Origin of the sequence: Methanothermobacter sp. CaT2 (assembly GCF_000828575.1) — an archaeon.
GTDB lineage: Archaea > Methanobacteriota > Methanobacteria > Methanobacteriales > Methanothermobacteraceae > Methanothermobacter.
Genome location: NZ_AP011952.1, coordinates 1,185,649 through 1,199,754 on the forward strand (window position 1 = coordinate 1,185,649; position 14,106 = coordinate 1,199,754).

The 14,106-nt window shown below is 51.0% G+C and carries 14 protein-coding genes and 1 tRNA gene; 7 read left to right on the forward strand and 8 right to left on the reverse strand.

Annotated elements, in window-relative coordinates; all coding sequences use genetic code 11:
• Window positions 1-68: 68 nt before the first annotated feature.
• Window positions 69-461, forward strand: a complete 393-nt coding sequence (locus tag MTCT_RS06190; protein ID WP_048175867.1) for an NUDIX domain-containing protein — start codon at window positions 69-71, stop codon at window positions 459-461.
• Between the two features lie 15 nt (window positions 462-476).
• Here MTCT_RS06190 and MTCT_RS06195 read toward each other — a convergent pair whose 3' ends face one another.
• Complete coding sequence (locus MTCT_RS06195; protein WP_048175869.1) at window positions 477-1,649, reverse strand: acetylornithine transaminase; 1,173 nt, start codon at window positions 1,647-1,649, stop codon at window positions 477-479.
• A gap of 81 nt (window positions 1,650-1,730) precedes the next feature.
• Here MTCT_RS06195 and MTCT_RS06200 point away from each other — a divergent pair, with 81 nt between their 5' ends.
• Window positions 1,731-2,156: a peptidylprolyl isomerase gene (locus tag MTCT_RS06200; RefSeq protein ID WP_048175870.1), complete on the forward strand. Its 426-nt coding sequence runs from the start codon at window positions 1,731-1,733 to the stop codon at window positions 2,154-2,156.
• Here the strand turns inward: MTCT_RS06200 and MTCT_RS06205 are convergent.
• Genes MTCT_RS06205 through hisF form a run of 4 tightly spaced genes read right to left on the reverse strand, consistent with a single transcriptional unit; the run spans window position 2,137 to window position 5,005 of the window.
• On the reverse strand, window positions 2,137-2,676 hold the full coding sequence (locus MTCT_RS06205; protein ID WP_048175872.1) for a GAF domain-containing protein: 540 nt from the start codon (window positions 2,674-2,676) through the stop codon (window positions 2,137-2,139). The genes MTCT_RS06200 and MTCT_RS06205 overlap by 20 nt on opposite strands.
• The gene (locus MTCT_RS06210; RefSeq protein ID WP_048175874.1) at window positions 2,666-3,175 is read right to left on the reverse strand and encodes a hypothetical protein; all 510 of its coding nucleotides are present in this window, start codon (window positions 3,173-3,175) and stop codon (window positions 2,666-2,668) included. Before MTCT_RS06210 ends, MTCT_RS06205 begins: the two co-directional genes overlap by 11 nt.
• Before the next feature lie 46 nt (window positions 3,176-3,221).
• The gene (locus MTCT_RS06215) at window positions 3,222-4,160 is read right to left on the reverse strand and encodes a DNA glycosylase (RefSeq protein WP_048175875.1); all 939 of its coding nucleotides are present in this window, start codon (window positions 4,158-4,160) and stop codon (window positions 3,222-3,224) included.
• Window positions 4,161-4,180: 20 nt separating this feature from the next.
• Window positions 4,181-5,005, reverse strand: a complete 825-nt coding sequence (gene hisF, locus MTCT_RS06220; protein ID WP_048176656.1) for an imidazole glycerol phosphate synthase subunit HisF — start codon at window positions 5,003-5,005, stop codon at window positions 4,181-4,183.
• A gap of 202 nt (window positions 5,006-5,207) precedes the next feature.
• Between hisF and MTCT_RS06225 the strand changes: the two genes are divergently transcribed.
• Window positions 5,208-5,283 (forward strand) — tRNA-Arg (locus MTCT_RS06225).
• A 22-nt stretch (window positions 5,284-5,305) separates the two neighbouring features.
• Here MTCT_RS06225 and MTCT_RS06230 read toward each other — a convergent pair.
• On the reverse strand, window positions 5,306-5,821 hold the full coding sequence (locus tag MTCT_RS06230; RefSeq protein WP_048175877.1) for an FmdE family protein: 516 nt from the start codon (window positions 5,819-5,821) through the stop codon (window positions 5,306-5,308).
• Window positions 5,822-6,005: 184 nt separating this feature from the next.
• Here MTCT_RS06230 and MTCT_RS06235 point away from each other — a divergent pair, with 184 nt between their 5' ends.
• Window positions 6,006-8,783 (forward strand): FmdE family protein, encoded by a 2,778-nt coding sequence (locus tag MTCT_RS06235; protein WP_231855276.1) that lies wholly within the window; start codon window positions 6,006-6,008, stop codon window positions 8,781-8,783.
• 195 nt (window positions 8,784-8,978) lie between these two features.
• Here MTCT_RS06235 and MTCT_RS06240 read toward each other — a convergent pair whose 3' ends face one another.
• Window positions 8,979-10,733: a helicase C-terminal domain-containing protein gene (locus MTCT_RS06240; protein ID WP_048175882.1), complete on the reverse strand. Its 1,755-nt coding sequence runs from the start codon at window positions 10,731-10,733 to the stop codon at window positions 8,979-8,981.
• 145 nt (window positions 10,734-10,878) lie between these two features.
• Here MTCT_RS06240 and cobI point away from each other — a divergent pair, with 145 nt between their 5' ends.
• Window positions 10,879-11,577: a precorrin-2 C(20)-methyltransferase gene (gene cobI / locus MTCT_RS06245; RefSeq protein ID WP_048175883.1), complete on the forward strand. Its 699-nt coding sequence runs from the start codon at window positions 10,879-10,881 to the stop codon at window positions 11,575-11,577.
• A 29-nt stretch (window positions 11,578-11,606) separates the two neighbouring features.
• On the opposite strand, the gene MTCT_RS06250 is transcribed toward cobI, so the two are convergent.
• Window positions 11,607-12,362 (reverse strand): V4R domain-containing protein, encoded by a 756-nt coding sequence (locus tag MTCT_RS06250; RefSeq protein WP_048175885.1) that lies wholly within the window; start codon window positions 12,360-12,362, stop codon window positions 11,607-11,609.
• 123 nt (window positions 12,363-12,485) lie between these two features.
• Here MTCT_RS06250 and MTCT_RS06255 point away from each other — a divergent pair, with 123 nt between their 5' ends.
• Together MTCT_RS06255 and MTCT_RS06260 are read left to right on the forward strand one after the other, a co-directional pair.
• Window positions 12,486-13,700: an FprA family A-type flavoprotein gene (locus MTCT_RS06255; RefSeq protein ID WP_048175887.1), complete on the forward strand. Its 1,215-nt coding sequence runs from the start codon at window positions 12,486-12,488 to the stop codon at window positions 13,698-13,700.
• Window positions 13,693-14,106 (forward strand): ferritin family protein, encoded by a 414-nt coding sequence (locus tag MTCT_RS06260; protein ID WP_173402636.1) that lies wholly within the window; start codon window positions 13,693-13,695, stop codon window positions 14,104-14,106. The genes MTCT_RS06255 and MTCT_RS06260 overlap by 8 nt, the downstream gene beginning before the upstream one ends.

A 14,106-nucleotide genomic window follows, 5' to 3' on the forward strand; every position in this document is an offset into this window, starting at 1 on the left:
TTGATCCTCCCTAAAGTTTAATCAAATCTTTATCCAAATGACAATATAAGTCCTTAGGGTGTGAAGATATGAAGCCGTTTATTCCGGTTGTAAGGGCCCTTATAAGGGGCGAAGATGGTGTTCTAATGCTGAGGAGGTCCCGCGAATCGTCCACAAACCCATCACTCTGGGAGCTCCCGGGTGGTAAGGTGAGGGCAGGGGAAACACTTGATGAGGCCCTTTCAAGGGAGGTCCGTGAGGAGACAGGCCTCAGGATAACACCTCTGCACCTGCTGGGTGCATATGAGCAGGTGTTCCCCCATAAGGTCTCGGTGAACATAATATTCTCTGTGGAGGTCAGTGGGGGTGCCCTCGAGCTGAGCATGGAGCATGAGGACTTCTGCTGGTTCAGGTCAGGGGTCCTTGAATTTTCTCCCTGGCTGAGTGAATTCAAAGGTGATAGGCCAGACCTCTTCAGGTGAGAGAAGCTGGAGCTATCAGAGATCTGAGATCACATGACCCAGTACATCCACGGCCGCATCAATCTCCTCCTTCTTTATTACTAGGGGCGGGACAATCCTTATGACCTTGCCGGCTGTGCAGTTTATCAGCACCCCCATCTCCCTTGCAGCGTCAACCACCCCTGCACATTCACCATCGATCTCAATTCCGATCATGAGGCCGACACCGCGTATGTCCCTGACGGCATCACATCCATGGAGGACCTGCCTCAGCCTTCCAAGGAAGTAGGAACCCATCTTAGCTGCCCTCTCAGGTAGTTTCTCGTCCATCAGAACTTCGATGGTGGCTATGGCTGCAGCGCATCCCAGGGGGTTTCCCCCGAAGGTGGATCCATGGTCACCCGGTTCAAATGCCATTGCAACCCTCTCATTTGCAAGCACAGCTCCTATTGGATACCCGCCGCCCATGGCCTTTGCCACGGTTGTTATATCTGGCTCTACACCGAATAGCTGGGATGCGAACATTGCTCCGGTTCTTCCAAATCCTGTCTGGACCTCATCGAGGATCAGGAGCACGTCATTCTGCCTTGCAAGTTCCTGGACATCCCTCAGATAACCCTCTGGTGGAATTATGACTCCACCCTCCCCCTGTACCGGTTCCAGAATTATGGCTGCAGTTTCATCACCTACTGCATCCGCCATTGCCCCGATGTCGCCGTAGGGGACATGTTTAAAACCCTCTGGTAGTGGCCTGAAGGGTTCACTGTACTTCTTCTGGCCAGTCGCAGTTACCGTTGCAAGTGTCCTCCCGTGGAAGGAGTTTTCAGCAGCTATTATCTCAGATTTGCCCGTGAATTTCCTTGCAAGTTTTATGGCTCCCTCATTGGCCTCTGCACCGCTGTTTGCGAAGAAAACCCTGTCGTGTGGGGATATGGCCGTTAGAAGCTTTGCGAGTTCAACCTGCTCCCGGGTATAGTAGATGTTGGATGAATGTATGAGCCTCTGTGCCTGGTGGCAGATTGCCAGGGCGACCTTTGGGTGGGCGTGGCCGATGCTGTTAACAGCGACCCCGGCAAAGCAGTCTATGTAGGAGTTGCCCTCGATGTCCCATACAGTTGCCCCCTTCCCATGGGACAGTACAATGGGCTGCCGGGTATAGGTCTGCATGATGAATTTCCTTTCAAGTTCAATTATTTCCTCTGAATCCATGATATCACCAAAAATTTATATGGGGACCTGTATTAATGTTGAACCTAAACTGATAATAAATATTTATGTTGAGGTGGTTAAATGAAAAGTGCTGTCATTGAAACCGTTAAGGGCGATATAGAACTGATCCTCTTTGAGGAGGACGCCCCGAACACGGTTGCGAATTTTGAAAAACTTTCAAACAGTGGATTCTATGATGGACTCACCTTCCACAGGGTCATACCTGACTTCGTGATTCAGGGAGGGTGTCCGGTGGGTGATGGGACAGGCGGCCCGGGTTACACAATAAAGTGCGAGATAAACCCGAACAGGCACGGTAAGGGGGCCCTGTCCATGGCACATGCAGGGAGAGATACCGGGGGCAGCCAGTTCTTCATAACACTATCCCCCCAGCCCCACCTCGATGGCGTCCACACCGTCTTCGGAAAGGTTGTGAGGGGTATGGATGTTGTTGAATCCATAGAGAGGGGAGACCGGATGCTCAGGGTCAGGGTCTACGACGAATGAATCGTTCCCTGATATCACCCAGGGGTATCTCACCCCTCCAGAACCTTCTGAGGACCCCGGCATAGTGCCCCGCAATTTCCTCAGCTATTCTCAGGTGTGTCTCATCGTAGTTCTCTGGTGGATCACCTGCGACTATCTGGCCGAGTATCCCCTCCGAATCCTTAACAGCGACTGAGAGGAACTTTGAAACCTTCCTGTGGCCATCGGGTATTCCATGGGCTGCAGGATGCCCGGCAGGGTTGTTGGTGAAGAATGACTCCCCGGTGTCCAGGGAGTAGCCGAGGAGCCCCCCGTATTTACCGCTGGATGGCAGCTTAAAGCGTGCCTCACCCATCTCCTCGTAGTGTCTGCAGTACTCTGTGAGATGGGAGAATTTTATGCCGACACTATCCCCGTTTTCGGGGTCAACATAGGCAACGTAGCAGTACCTGCTCCCGGTCATCCTCTTTATTTCATCAAAAACAATATCTGATGCTTCCCTTACTGATGCTGCAGACTCAATCCTTTCCTTAAGATCCATCCCTATTCCTCCAGTTCATCAGCTCCCTGTAGAGTTGGTGCCGGGGCCCTATCCTCCCAAGGACCCTCCCCTCAATTTCATGGAGGGGGTGTTCTCCATGGTCTGTTATGAGCCTTACCCCCGCAAGTTTTTTAACCCTGAGGACACGGGACCCCACCAGGACCTCATGGCCTATTTTAATCCCGGATACACTGTCCAGAACAACCAGGTACTCCCCGTGCCTCCTGATTATCCTCAGGTCCCCGGTGCACTCCCTTTCCCTCATCCTTAGAAGTACACGGTCGAACTGATCCCTCCCCAGGGTCTCCATCAGGTGCGCCCTGAGTTCATCCTCAAGGGCTGAGCGGAGCCTCATCCAGACATCTGCCTCACGGCACCCTATATTCTCCCTTGTGGACCTCTGGGGGCACTTCCAGCAGTACTTTTCATCAAGGACCCTCCGAAGATCCTCAAAGGATTTCCTTGTGTATACCTTGAATCTGGCAATTATATTCTTCATCTGGACTCACCGGTATGTAATGACCCACCAGATCAGAATCAATGTGTTATCCGGTGCCCTGCCTGAGCCTATCAAGTAGCCCCGATCTTCTGGCATGGTTGAAGAGGTAGAGCTGCACATAGCCGGCCATCTCCCCGTACTCCCTCCGTGCGAATTCCACCATCGACCTGTCATTGAAATTCCTGCCGGGGTGGATGTGGTTCATGATCCTCCTGATCCATACATCAACAGGAAAGGCCTCTGTCTTCCTGAAACCATAGAGGAGTATGCAGTCAGCAACCTTGGGACCCACACCCGGGAGTTCAAGGAGGAGCTCCCTTGCATCGTCATAGTCCATCCCATCGATCCTCCTGATATCCATCTCCTCTGCGAGTATCCTCGATGTCTCCCGGATGTAGGGCGCCCTGTAGCCGACGCCACAGGATCTGAGGTCATTGAACCTGAAGTCCGAGGGGAGGTTATCCTCGGCCCTCTGCAGGTCCTCAAGGGAGTCCTCAGCCACGCCTGCCAGGACGTGTGGGGATGGGAATGTGTGGAAGATCTCACCATTGAAGGTGTGGGCCTGGCCCCAGAGCCTCCTTATGTCCTCTATGGACCTTGTCCATCTCACAACCGAGCAGTTGGCTGATGCTATTGAGGATATCACGCACTCAAATGGGTCCTTTGCAAGGAACAGACGCAGCCCCCTCGATGAATCCAGGGTGTATGATAAGTTTTTATCATCCAGAAATGTGTAAAAATCTTCAATGTCAAATTTCAAGTCGAATATGTACTCAATCTTCTCCCTTAGAGTTTTCTGAGGTACATCCACATAGGGTCTGACCATGAGCACCCCGGCCTCATCCCTGACCTCAACCGGACAGGCTACCCCCTCGATGATAAGAAGTTCCCTGAAGGCGCCCTCAACCTCCTTCCAGGGTGGCTGGGAGGTCTGTCCACTCCTCTGGGTCATCTCAAGGTCAAAGTCCCCTACGGGTATCCTCATTTCCCTCCCCTCTCCGCTGACTACAATCTTATGGGAACTCCCCTTGATCTGAGGTACTCCTTCACTGCAGGGACAGGGTATTCATTGAAGTGGAATATGCTTGCAGCAAGTGCAGCGTCTGCCCTCCCATCTGTGAATGCCTCATAGATGTGTTCAGGTTCCCCTACACCCCCTGATGCGATCACAGGTATGTCAAGGTTCTCGCTCATGGTCCTTGTAAGGGGAATGTCGTAGCCCATCTTTGTACCGTCACGGTCCATTGATGTGAGGAGAATTTCACCTGCACCTCTATCCTGGCATTCCATTGCCCATTTCACGGCGTCCAGGCCTGTGAATTCTCTTCCACCGTATATGCTGCACTCGTACCAGCAGTATCCATCATCAACCTCTATTATGAACCTTTCATCTGATTCACGGGGGTTGTTGACGTATCTCCTCTTGGCATCTATTGCCACTACGCATGCCTGGGACCCGACGAGGTCTGATGCCTCATTGATGAGTTCAGGGTTCTTTATTACGGCTGTATTTGTGGAGCACTTGTCTGCCCCCGCCTTAAGCATTTTAACATAGTCTTCTGGCTTCCTTATACCCCCACCGACACATATTGGTACGAAGACGTTCTCTGTGGTGGCCTCTATCACATGGGTCATGGTTTCCCGTCTCTCATGTGATGCTGTTATGTCGAGGAAGACTATCTCATCGGCACCATCCTCATAGTACCTTGTTGCAAGTTCAACAGGGTCCCCTGCATATCTTATCTGCTTGAATTCAACTCCCTTCACGACCCGGCCATTTGGAACCTGGAGGTCACAGTCAAGACATGGTATTATCCTCTTTGCAAGCATTTCAATCGCCATCAACAACTCTGAGGTGTCTGAATCTACAGTAAAACATATTCCTTCTCATTTGAAATAACCCGGAAGACATATTTATTAATTAAGGGGCATTTAGTATAAAGCTGTCTGCTCTCCGCTGAGTCTGGTCTTCGGCTGACACGTTGATGAGAAAATATTTAAATGGTTAACTTTAAATAGAGATGTGTGTAGGGGGCCCGTAGTCTAGCCTGGAATATGACGTGGGACTTCGGATCCCAAGGTCGGGGGTTCAAATCCCCCCGGGTCCGCTTTTTTATTAACTGCTTTTTATTAACCTTCAAAGCACGGAATACAAACCATCCTACCATTCTTTACTCGTGCACGGTGCTCTGAGACGGGTTCACCACACTCTGCGCATATGATGGACCCATATATCCTTGCCTCCTCTGGAGGTTTCTCTGAAACATCCCTGACCTCAAAGAGGTCATTTGGATCCATTTCAAGTATCTTCTCTGTCAGTTCAGCCCTGTCTGTAACCCCGAGTTCCTTCATGAGCTGATCCATTGGTTTTTTAAGTGATATCCTGATTCCATTGCCTGTTTTCCTGTTGAAGAATGTGTAAACATGTTTTCCGTAATCCCTGAATATCAGGTTGCCCTTTCCAAAGGTGCACCCAGTCATGAACTGGATGGCGTCTATGCTGCAGCTGTCATTCTCAACAACCGCCACTATCTCCTCATCCTCTGACCTTCCAAATCTCTCAGCTACGATCTCACCGACCTTGTATCCGAGGGCAGTCCCGGCACAGGAGTGACCGTGAAATCCAACTATATCCTCATAATCCATAACTATCACCCTCCCTATCTCTGGATCACGATTCAGATATAGGTGATGGTGGTAAACCATGTTTTCATTATTACATTTCATTTAAATCAACGAAAAAATGTAATAATATATCTTTATATTGTAAGAAGGAATTAGTTAATACGAAACAAATTAGAGGGAGGTGAAATGGATGAGGAGATTATTCATGGTTTCAGTTCTTTTCCTTCTGGCCATGCTTACGGGTTCAGTGGCAGCTGCAGACAACGCAACCTGCGAGGTTGGTGTCCTTGTCAGCTACCAGTACAGCGATGATAACGGTAGGATCAATCCGACCCTCAAAATCACGGATTCAGGTACAGGCATAGAATACAACCGGACCTACGACCCATCCAGTGGTTATACAAAGCTGATCTTCCAGCATTCAAACATAAGCGCGGCAAACCTTACACTGACTGTGAGGGCACCGGGCTACGTTACCGTCGAGAGAAGGTTAAACCTCACACCGAACCCCATGGACCCCCGGGACACCGGGTACTATGCAAGCATAAACCTTGTTCTAAATGCAACCGAACCATACCGGATCGGTAGAGAGTTGACAGAAAAAGCAGATAAGCTCCTGAACTTCACAGGGAAGGGAGAGGTTCTTGTTATAACAACAGCCGGCCTTGTGAAGTACCGTAATATGACTACAGAGGATGTCCTGGAGGGAATACTTAACAGGGGAGGTGGTCTGATAAGCTACGGCAGAGCTAACCTCCTTACACTCCGAAGAACAGCCACAGACCCTCTGTGTACGGCTTTCATAGTGAGGAAGGGTAACGATCTTCTCATGGCATTCTACAGGAACACCACACTGGTGTACCTTGGAACGGTGTCCCAGAACATGAGCTCCGCCCAGTGGAACAACCTTACATCAAAGCTGGGGGATGATGCCTTCCCCTTCGCAAGCCTTGCAAATGCATGGGCAGCTGGAGCACCAGCAGATCTGCTCAAACAGGCCGCATTCCATGGACACATGTGCCTGGGTACCATAAGCGGATATGCCATGAGTAAAACCATCTACATGTACTATCCACCTATCCAGGACTGGTCCACCGGTTCACCCATAGAGATAACCAGCTACGTCACCATAGGTGTTCCCGGCGGCTCAGACGATGATGCCCTCATACTTGCACTCGATAACACCCCCGGGAAGAGGTCATACCTCGGCTTCGATACAACCGGTGCCGGTGCAGAGGACAGTATGGTGGGCTTCATAAGGTGGAACCCAAGGACAAACACCGGTACCCTTGTGGTCATGAAGTTCGACCAGCAGGCACTCATAGATACCTACAAAAGGGAGACCGGAGTATCAGTGGTTCAGGAACTCAAATTCAACGCCTGGCTCGTTAAAAAGGTCACAGAGAACCCTGCCTCCATTGTAACTATCGTTAAGGAACTCGACAACCTGACAGCCGACCAGTACTACTACCTGGCAGGAAGGGAGGTCAACTACAACCAGGTAAATGAGACCCATGGACTGGACATGAACTACATAAACAGCCTCAATCTGCCAAACGCCACCAGGGCAAATGTGAATGCAACATGGAATCCTGTGAGCTATGCTGAGCTCCGTGAAATCGGTAGAAGGGCCGCTGAAATGGCTAAGGAGATATTCCTGGCTGAGAGAGGAATAAACCTTGAAAGGGACGATCTCAATGTAGCTGCCCTCACATCAGCCGGTTACGTCTACCTGAACGGCACCCCGACCGATGGCTGCTACGACGGAATATTCAGCGTTCTTGGTTCAAGGCTAAGCAGAAAAAACCTTCTGCCGGTCCACAGCCCATTCTACAAACCACTATGGTTCACCTTCGTCTTGAAGGGTGCTGATGGGAAAACACTGGACTCAGTGCATATAACCTACAATCCACTGACAGGTGAACTGAGTGCCGGAGCAGCGCCTGATGGTGCACGGGTTAACGATATAGGTCCCGCAGCCCTCAATAACGCGACAAGGGATAACGCCAATTCCGCGATATTCGGTAGCTCCTACTTCAGCATTGAGAGCATAGCCAATGCCTGGAAGTACGGCATCCCCTATGACCAGCTGGTAACCTTCCTGTTCCACAACCATGTCTGTCCGGGTGTCCAGCCAGGATTCTTCATCACCGAGTACGCCCTTGAGAACTATCCACTTGCAGCTGGCCAGCAGTATCAGTGGTTCGGGACAAGCATATACTGCAAGGATGACGCCCTCCTCTACCTCATGGGTGTGAGTCCCGGTACCGGGACCTACTTCGCCAAGAGGGTCCTCCAGGAGGAACTCGAATCCCCGATGATACCCGGTGGAAGTGAAGAGGGAATACTCATAGTCTGGGATCCAGTTAAGAAGGTTGGCAAGGCTGTGATGATAAGCTTCAGGTGGCCACAGTTCGACCTCAGCGACTGCACCACAAGGAACGCCATGTTCGAGAAGTGGGCTGCCGCCTTTATAATGCTCTACAGTGGCCAAACACCATCCTACATGACGTCCCCAATGGTCCTCACAAAGGAGGTTGAGAAGTGGATAACCGAGGACGAACTCAAAGTGATACAGAGCGGTGCAAACGGTAACCCCCTGGCATACCTGCGTTCAATACCTGCACGAAACCTTGAGGACCTTATACCGGTGAACAACGGTGGAACGCCAGTTAACACAGGAGGAAACCAGGGAGGTTCCCAGGGTGGTTCAACTGGAGGTGTTCCTTCAGGTTCAGGTTTCACAGGACATGCAGGTTATTCACCGGGTGTGGATACTGCGGCTTCACCTCCAGAGGTGGGCGCTGCATCCTCAGTGTCAGAGGAGCCTGCATCAGCCCCTGCAAAGGCCTATGAGGTTAAGAATGTGACCTCAGGTGCCAGGGGCGGTGACTCCTCATGGTACGTCTACGGTATCGTGGGTGTCCTTGTTGCTGCTGGTCTTGTGGCCTTCGGATTCCTCAGGGGCGGAGCAGGAAAATAAACCCCAAAATTTTTTCTTTTTGATGCTGTACAGGAGCAGAGAATGTGCAATAACTGAGGGTAGAAATTAAGAGTCTTCGAAGCTTATCTGGAGTATCTCAATAAGTTCTATGGATATACAGAAAAAATTCTGGATCTCTCCTCAGTGTGTCGCCGATACAAAGGAGATCTGCCAGATTGTTAGCATTCAGGACTCTCACTCATTTATTATGGCCTCCTTGAAGAACTCTGGCAGAAGTGACCTGTAGAGGGGGCTTCTGAATATCATCTCTATGTTACCGTCAAGGATGTAGGTGTAGCAGGAGTCATCATGGGCCCTCATTCCACGCCCATAGGCCTGCATGAGGGTCATTATGGTTTTGTAGGCGTACCACCTCTGATCCATCCTCTGCCTCCGGTTAACCTGCTTATCACCCAGGTAGGGGAATGGTATCTTGTAGATCACCTGGAAGCGGCACTTGTCATAGGGTAGATCAACACCCTCACTCATGGATGGGCTTACAAGCACCAGGGGCTCGTCGGAATCCTCAAAGTACCTCAGCACCGCCTCCCTGTTGGATGCCTTATGGTCGATGAGCCTCCTGCTGGGTATATTATCCATTATGAACCGCTGGCAGCGATAGTTATGGGTGTGTATGAGTCCCTTATCGTTTTTATGCCTCTCAAGGATCCTGTTAAGTATGGGTATGGTCTCGGGGGCCGTGTGCCTTATCCTGTTGCGGGACATCTTCCCTGCGATCTTCAGTTCTATGGGCCTTCTGGATGCAGGGAATGGACTGTCAACCCTTACAAAGTATGCATCCCCTGGATTTATGCCGAGCCACTGGCAGAAGAGCCTCTCACTGAGTATGGTGGCGCTCATGAATAGGCAGACCTCAGAGTAGGAGAAGAGCCTGTCATGTGCATAGTGATGTACCCTCAGGGGCTTGAAGGAGACAGAGTCATCATCGGCGTCGATGACCCAGTTCTTTGGTTCATCCTCCAGACTCATCCTGAGCTCCGAGAGCCTCTTTATGGTCCTCTTTATCCTGTCCCTTCTCCTTCTTGACATTGAATCCAGTTCAAGGTCACTGTAGTGGTCTGCTATTGCCTCAATCTGGAGCACCCATTCAGCCGGGTCATCCTCCCGGAGCATCGATGGGGGTATTGTTCTTCTGATATCCTTGCTGAGGCGTTTGTTTGATATGGTTACTTCGAGCCTCCTCATGAGCTTGTCCTCGATGTTGTGAGCCTCATCCAGTATCATGAGGTTTCTCCGGTCGAAGTGGCCGACGTAGTTGAGTTCAAGGAATGCATAGTCATAGTTCATGAGGGTTATGGGGCTGTTTATGGCCTCTGCCTTCTGTTCCCAGTACTGGCAGTGCTCAGCTGTCTTGAAGAATACCCTGTTACCATAGGAGTCCTGGAAGGCCTCCTCTCCGAGGAGCGTCTCCCCCCTCACAACACCGTAGGGGCACTGGAACTTCTCTGATGAGGGCAGTGTCTGGCATGTCCCCATGTCACAGGTTGACTCCAGGTTGTCGTTGAGGCAGAAGAAGTTACTCCTCCCCTTGACGACGGGAAACCCGAATTCCCTGGCATACTGGTCCTGGAGCTGTTTGGTCATGGTGAGGATGTAGGCTGGCTGGTAGATCCCTGCGAGGGTACAGGCTATTGCTGATTTGCCTGTGCCTGTGCCGGCCTCAAGTATAACGTACCTGTAACCTTCCTCGATTGCCTGGTAGATGTCGTTTATTATGTCAAGCTGTCCAGGTCTTGGCTGTGGAAAGGGGAAGTTCTCTATGATCTCCGGTGGTATTTGGGGGTACCTCTTATGGAGGTCTTCGTTGAGGGTGTCTGATTTCTCAGGAGGCCTTATAATATTTCTGAAGAACGAAAGGCGCCCCTTGCCCTTGCATGTGCAGTTATCCCTCATCATTCCACAGTCTGGACAGAAGAGTGGGTTTTCCATGGACCTATTTAAGGGGGTGGAACTATATAAGTTTAGAGAGTGCCACAGAAAAATAATGATAATAAAAGCGGATCTGGACATTCCTGGGAGAGGATGACCGGACCATCATCATGTCTACAGAATCAGAATTATTAAAGGTGTTCTAATGCATGGGAAACTCATTGGTGTGGGTGTGGGTCCGGGGGACAGTGAACTTCTGACCCTCCGGGCTGTGAATGTACTCAGATCTGTTCCAGTTATATGCGCGCCCCGTTCATCATCTGAGAGAGGGAGCATAGCCCTCTCAATCGTTGAAGATATCCTCACTGAACGCAGGGATGGCTGCAGAATACTTGACCCTGTGTTTCCAATGACTGATGACCGGGATGAACTTGAAAGTCACTGGGATTCTGCGGCCAGAATGGTTGCAGCTGAACTTGAGGATGGACGGGATGTTGCCTTCATAACACTGGGTGATCCATCCATCTACAGTACCTTCAGTTACCTCCAGCAGCGCATTGAGGATATGGGCTTTGAGACCGAGATGGTGCCAGGAGTCACCTCCTTCACGGCATGTGCAGCCACCGCTGGCAGAACCCTCGTTGAGGGTGATGAGATCCTCCTTGTGGTGCCCCGGGTTGATGATCGGTTTGAGAGGTTGCTCAGAGATGTGGATGCCTGTGTGATCATGAAGACATCACGCCATGGCAGGAGGGCCATGGAGGTTGTGGAGTCTGATCCCCGCGGAAAGGATGTTGTATCGGTGGCAAACTGCAGCATGGATGACGAGGTCGTTGAAAGGGGATTTGCCTCCGGTGGAGGGTATCTTGCGACAACCCTTGTGAGGTTCAGGGATCAATCCTGAAGCAACACCTCTGTATAGAAACCAAAAAATCAGCTTTCAGGAACAATCCTGAAGGAGCACCTCCCATCACCACGGGCATAACATTCCGTCTCCTCCACAAGGACATCACCCTTGAAGTGACGGCTGAATACCGCCTCAAGTATCCCTGAGTCCAGTGCACAGGCAGATTCACCTATCTGGGGGAGTAATCCGCATTCAAAGCATTCATAGGCCCTGATCACCAGGGGATCTGTGCTCTCCACCTCAAGGACTCCCAGGCGGTTTATCATCCAGAACCTCTTGAGATTTTCAAGGAGATCCCCAAGTTCCTCCGATGCTATCCTTGGGTATATTACCTCCCCTATTCTTTTTCCTGCCTCATGGAGGACAGGGTCGATGTTTATGCCCTCCTTTATGAGTTCAACCCTCAGGACATGGAACATCAGTCTGAAGAATTCAAGGGGGTCACCCCTCTCTGTGAGGTGCTCTGCAAGGAATTCTGTTTTTTCCTCATCCAGCTCATCGATCCTCTTCCTTGTGAGTTTACCAAGGTACCTTGAGTTTATCTCGAAGACTTTTCTTCTCCTGTCCTCAGGATCCGGCATTTCAACTATGAGGCCCGCTTTCCTGAGGTCTGATAGGTGTTTTGATACTGTGGACTTGGATTTATCTGTGATTCTGACTATTTCCTGGAAGCTGAGTGCTCCCTTTTTAAGTTCGGAGAGTATGAGCGACTTGACAGGGCTTTCTATTACCTCGATTCCAGTTTCGGTTGAGAATATCGTGAAGTTATGTCTCCTCTTCATTGGCCCATGTTATGTCTGAAGGACTATATTACTGTTTCAATACCATGGAACAGAAAAAATTATATAGAAGTTCGTATAGTATAGTACATTCGATGATATACGAACTAAATGTGTGGTGATATAATGAAGGCCAGAGCAGAGAAGATAGCAGATGGAGTATACTGGGCTGGTGTCCTTGACTGGGACATCAGAAACTACCATGGATACACACTTCAGGGGACAACCTACAACGCCTACCTTGTATTCGGAGATGAAGGTGTGGCGCTGATTGACAACTCATATCCAGGGACCTTCCAGGAGCTCATGGCAAGGATGGAGGATGCATTCAACCGTGAGGGAAGAGAGATGAGGGTGGACTTCATAGTCCAGAACCACGTTGAAAAGGACCACAGCGGAGTGCTGGTGGAACTTCACAGGAGGTTCCCTGAGGCAGAGATCCACTGCACAGAAGTTGCCGTGGAGGGACTGCTCAAGCATTACCCGGCCCTTGAGGGCACAGAGTTCCGCACAGCGAAGACCGGGGATTCCATCGACCTCGGAGGAAGGACCCTCACCTTCCTTGAGGCACCCCTGCTCCACTGGCCAGACAGCATGTTCACCTTCCTTGATACCGGCATACTGTTCTCAAACGACGCCTTTGGACAGCACCTCTGCTATCCACAGCGCCTCGACACCGAAATACCCGAATACATCCTCATGGATGCTGCCAAAAAATTCTATGCGAACCTCATAACACCCCTATCAAAGCTTGTGCTCAGGAAGTTCGATGATGTGAAGGAGCTCGGCCTCCTTGATAAGATAAGGATGATAGCGCCCTCCCATGGCCAGATATGGACCGAACCCATGAAGATAATAGAAGCATACACCGCCTGGGCCACAGGTAAGGTGGAGAAGAAGGTCACCGTGATCTATGATACGATGCACCACTCCACAGCCATGATGGCCCATGCAATAGCAGAGGGTGCCATGAGCGAGGGGGCTGATGTGAGGGTCTACTACCTCCATGAGGACGACCGCAGCGAGATCGTGAAGGACATACTTGACAGTCACGCCATCGCCCTCGGAGCACCCACAATCTACGATGAACCCTACCCAAGCGTTGGAGACCTCCTGATGTACCTCCGTGGCCTGAAGTTCAACAGGACCGGCCAGAGGAGGGCCATGGTATTCGGGTCAATGGGTGGCAGGGGAGGTGCCACCGGGACCATGCAGAAACTCCTTACGGATGCTGGATTCGATGTCATGGAGGCGGATGAAATCTACTACGTCCCGAACAATGAGGAACTCGATGCATGCTTCGAGGCTGGAAGAAGGCTTGCAGGTGATATCAATGAATGAAAACATCCCCGGTGTCTGCAGGGGCACCGAACTTGAGAAGGTTGTGGATGCAAACTTCAGGGGAGAGTGCAGTGAGGTCGGTATCTACCTTGCAATGGCAAGACAGGCCCAGCGTGAGGGCCTCCCCGAGGTTGCAGAGGCCTTAAGAAGAATAGCCCTTGAGGAAGCTGCCCATGCAGCCCGCTTTGCAGAGCTAAACGGTGTGATCAGGGAAAACCTCAGGGAAAACCTTGAGATGATGCTTGAGGGGGAGGAGGCGGCTAACAGGGAGAAACGTGAGGCAGCCCTCAGGGCAAGGGAATGCAGTGTTGATGAGGCCCATGACTTCTTTGATGAGAGCTCAAGGGACGAGGGAAGGCATGCTGCCATGCTGAGGGGACTCCTCCAGAGGTACTTCCAGGGATAA

Coding starts and splice junctions, on each gene's coding strand:
- MTCT_RS06190 (WP_048175867.1), top strand. CDS start 69: ATGAAGCCGTTTATTCCGGTTGTAAGGGCCCTTATAAGGGGCGAAGAT.
- MTCT_RS06195 (WP_048175869.1), bottom strand. CDS start 1,649: ATGGATTCAGAGGAAATAATTGAACTTGAAAGGAAATTCATCATGCAG.
- MTCT_RS06200 (WP_048175870.1), top strand. CDS start 1,731: ATGAAAAGTGCTGTCATTGAAACCGTTAAGGGCGATATAGAACTGATC.
- MTCT_RS06205 (WP_048175872.1), bottom strand. CDS start 2,676: ATGGATCTTAAGGAAAGGATTGAGTCTGCAGCATCAGTAAGGGAAGCA.
- MTCT_RS06210 (WP_048175874.1), bottom strand. CDS start 3,175: ATGAAGAATATAATTGCCAGATTCAAGGTATACACAAGGAAATCCTTT.
- MTCT_RS06215 (WP_048175875.1), bottom strand. CDS start 4,160: ATGAGGATACCCGTAGGGGACTTTGACCTTGAGATGACCCAGAGGAGT.
- hisF (WP_048176656.1), bottom strand. CDS start 5,005: ATGCTTGCAAAGAGGATAATACCATGTCTTGACTGTGACCTCCAGGTT.
- MTCT_RS06230 (WP_048175877.1), bottom strand. CDS start 5,821: ATGGATTATGAGGATATAGTTGGATTTCACGGTCACTCCTGTGCCGGG.
- MTCT_RS06235 (WP_231855276.1), top strand. CDS start 6,006: ATGGTTTCAGTTCTTTTCCTTCTGGCCATGCTTACGGGTTCAGTGGCA.
- MTCT_RS06240 (WP_048175882.1), bottom strand. CDS start 10,733: ATGGAAAACCCACTCTTCTGTCCAGACTGTGGAATGATGAGGGATAAC.
- cobI (WP_048175883.1), top strand. CDS start 10,879: ATGCATGGGAAACTCATTGGTGTGGGTGTGGGTCCGGGGGACAGTGAA.
- MTCT_RS06250 (WP_048175885.1), bottom strand. CDS start 12,362: ATGAAGAGGAGACATAACTTCACGATATTCTCAACCGAAACTGGAATC.
- MTCT_RS06255 (WP_048175887.1), top strand. CDS start 12,486: ATGAAGGCCAGAGCAGAGAAGATAGCAGATGGAGTATACTGGGCTGGT.
- MTCT_RS06260 (WP_173402636.1), top strand. CDS start 13,693: ATGAATGAAAACATCCCCGGTGTCTGCAGGGGCACCGAACTTGAGAAG.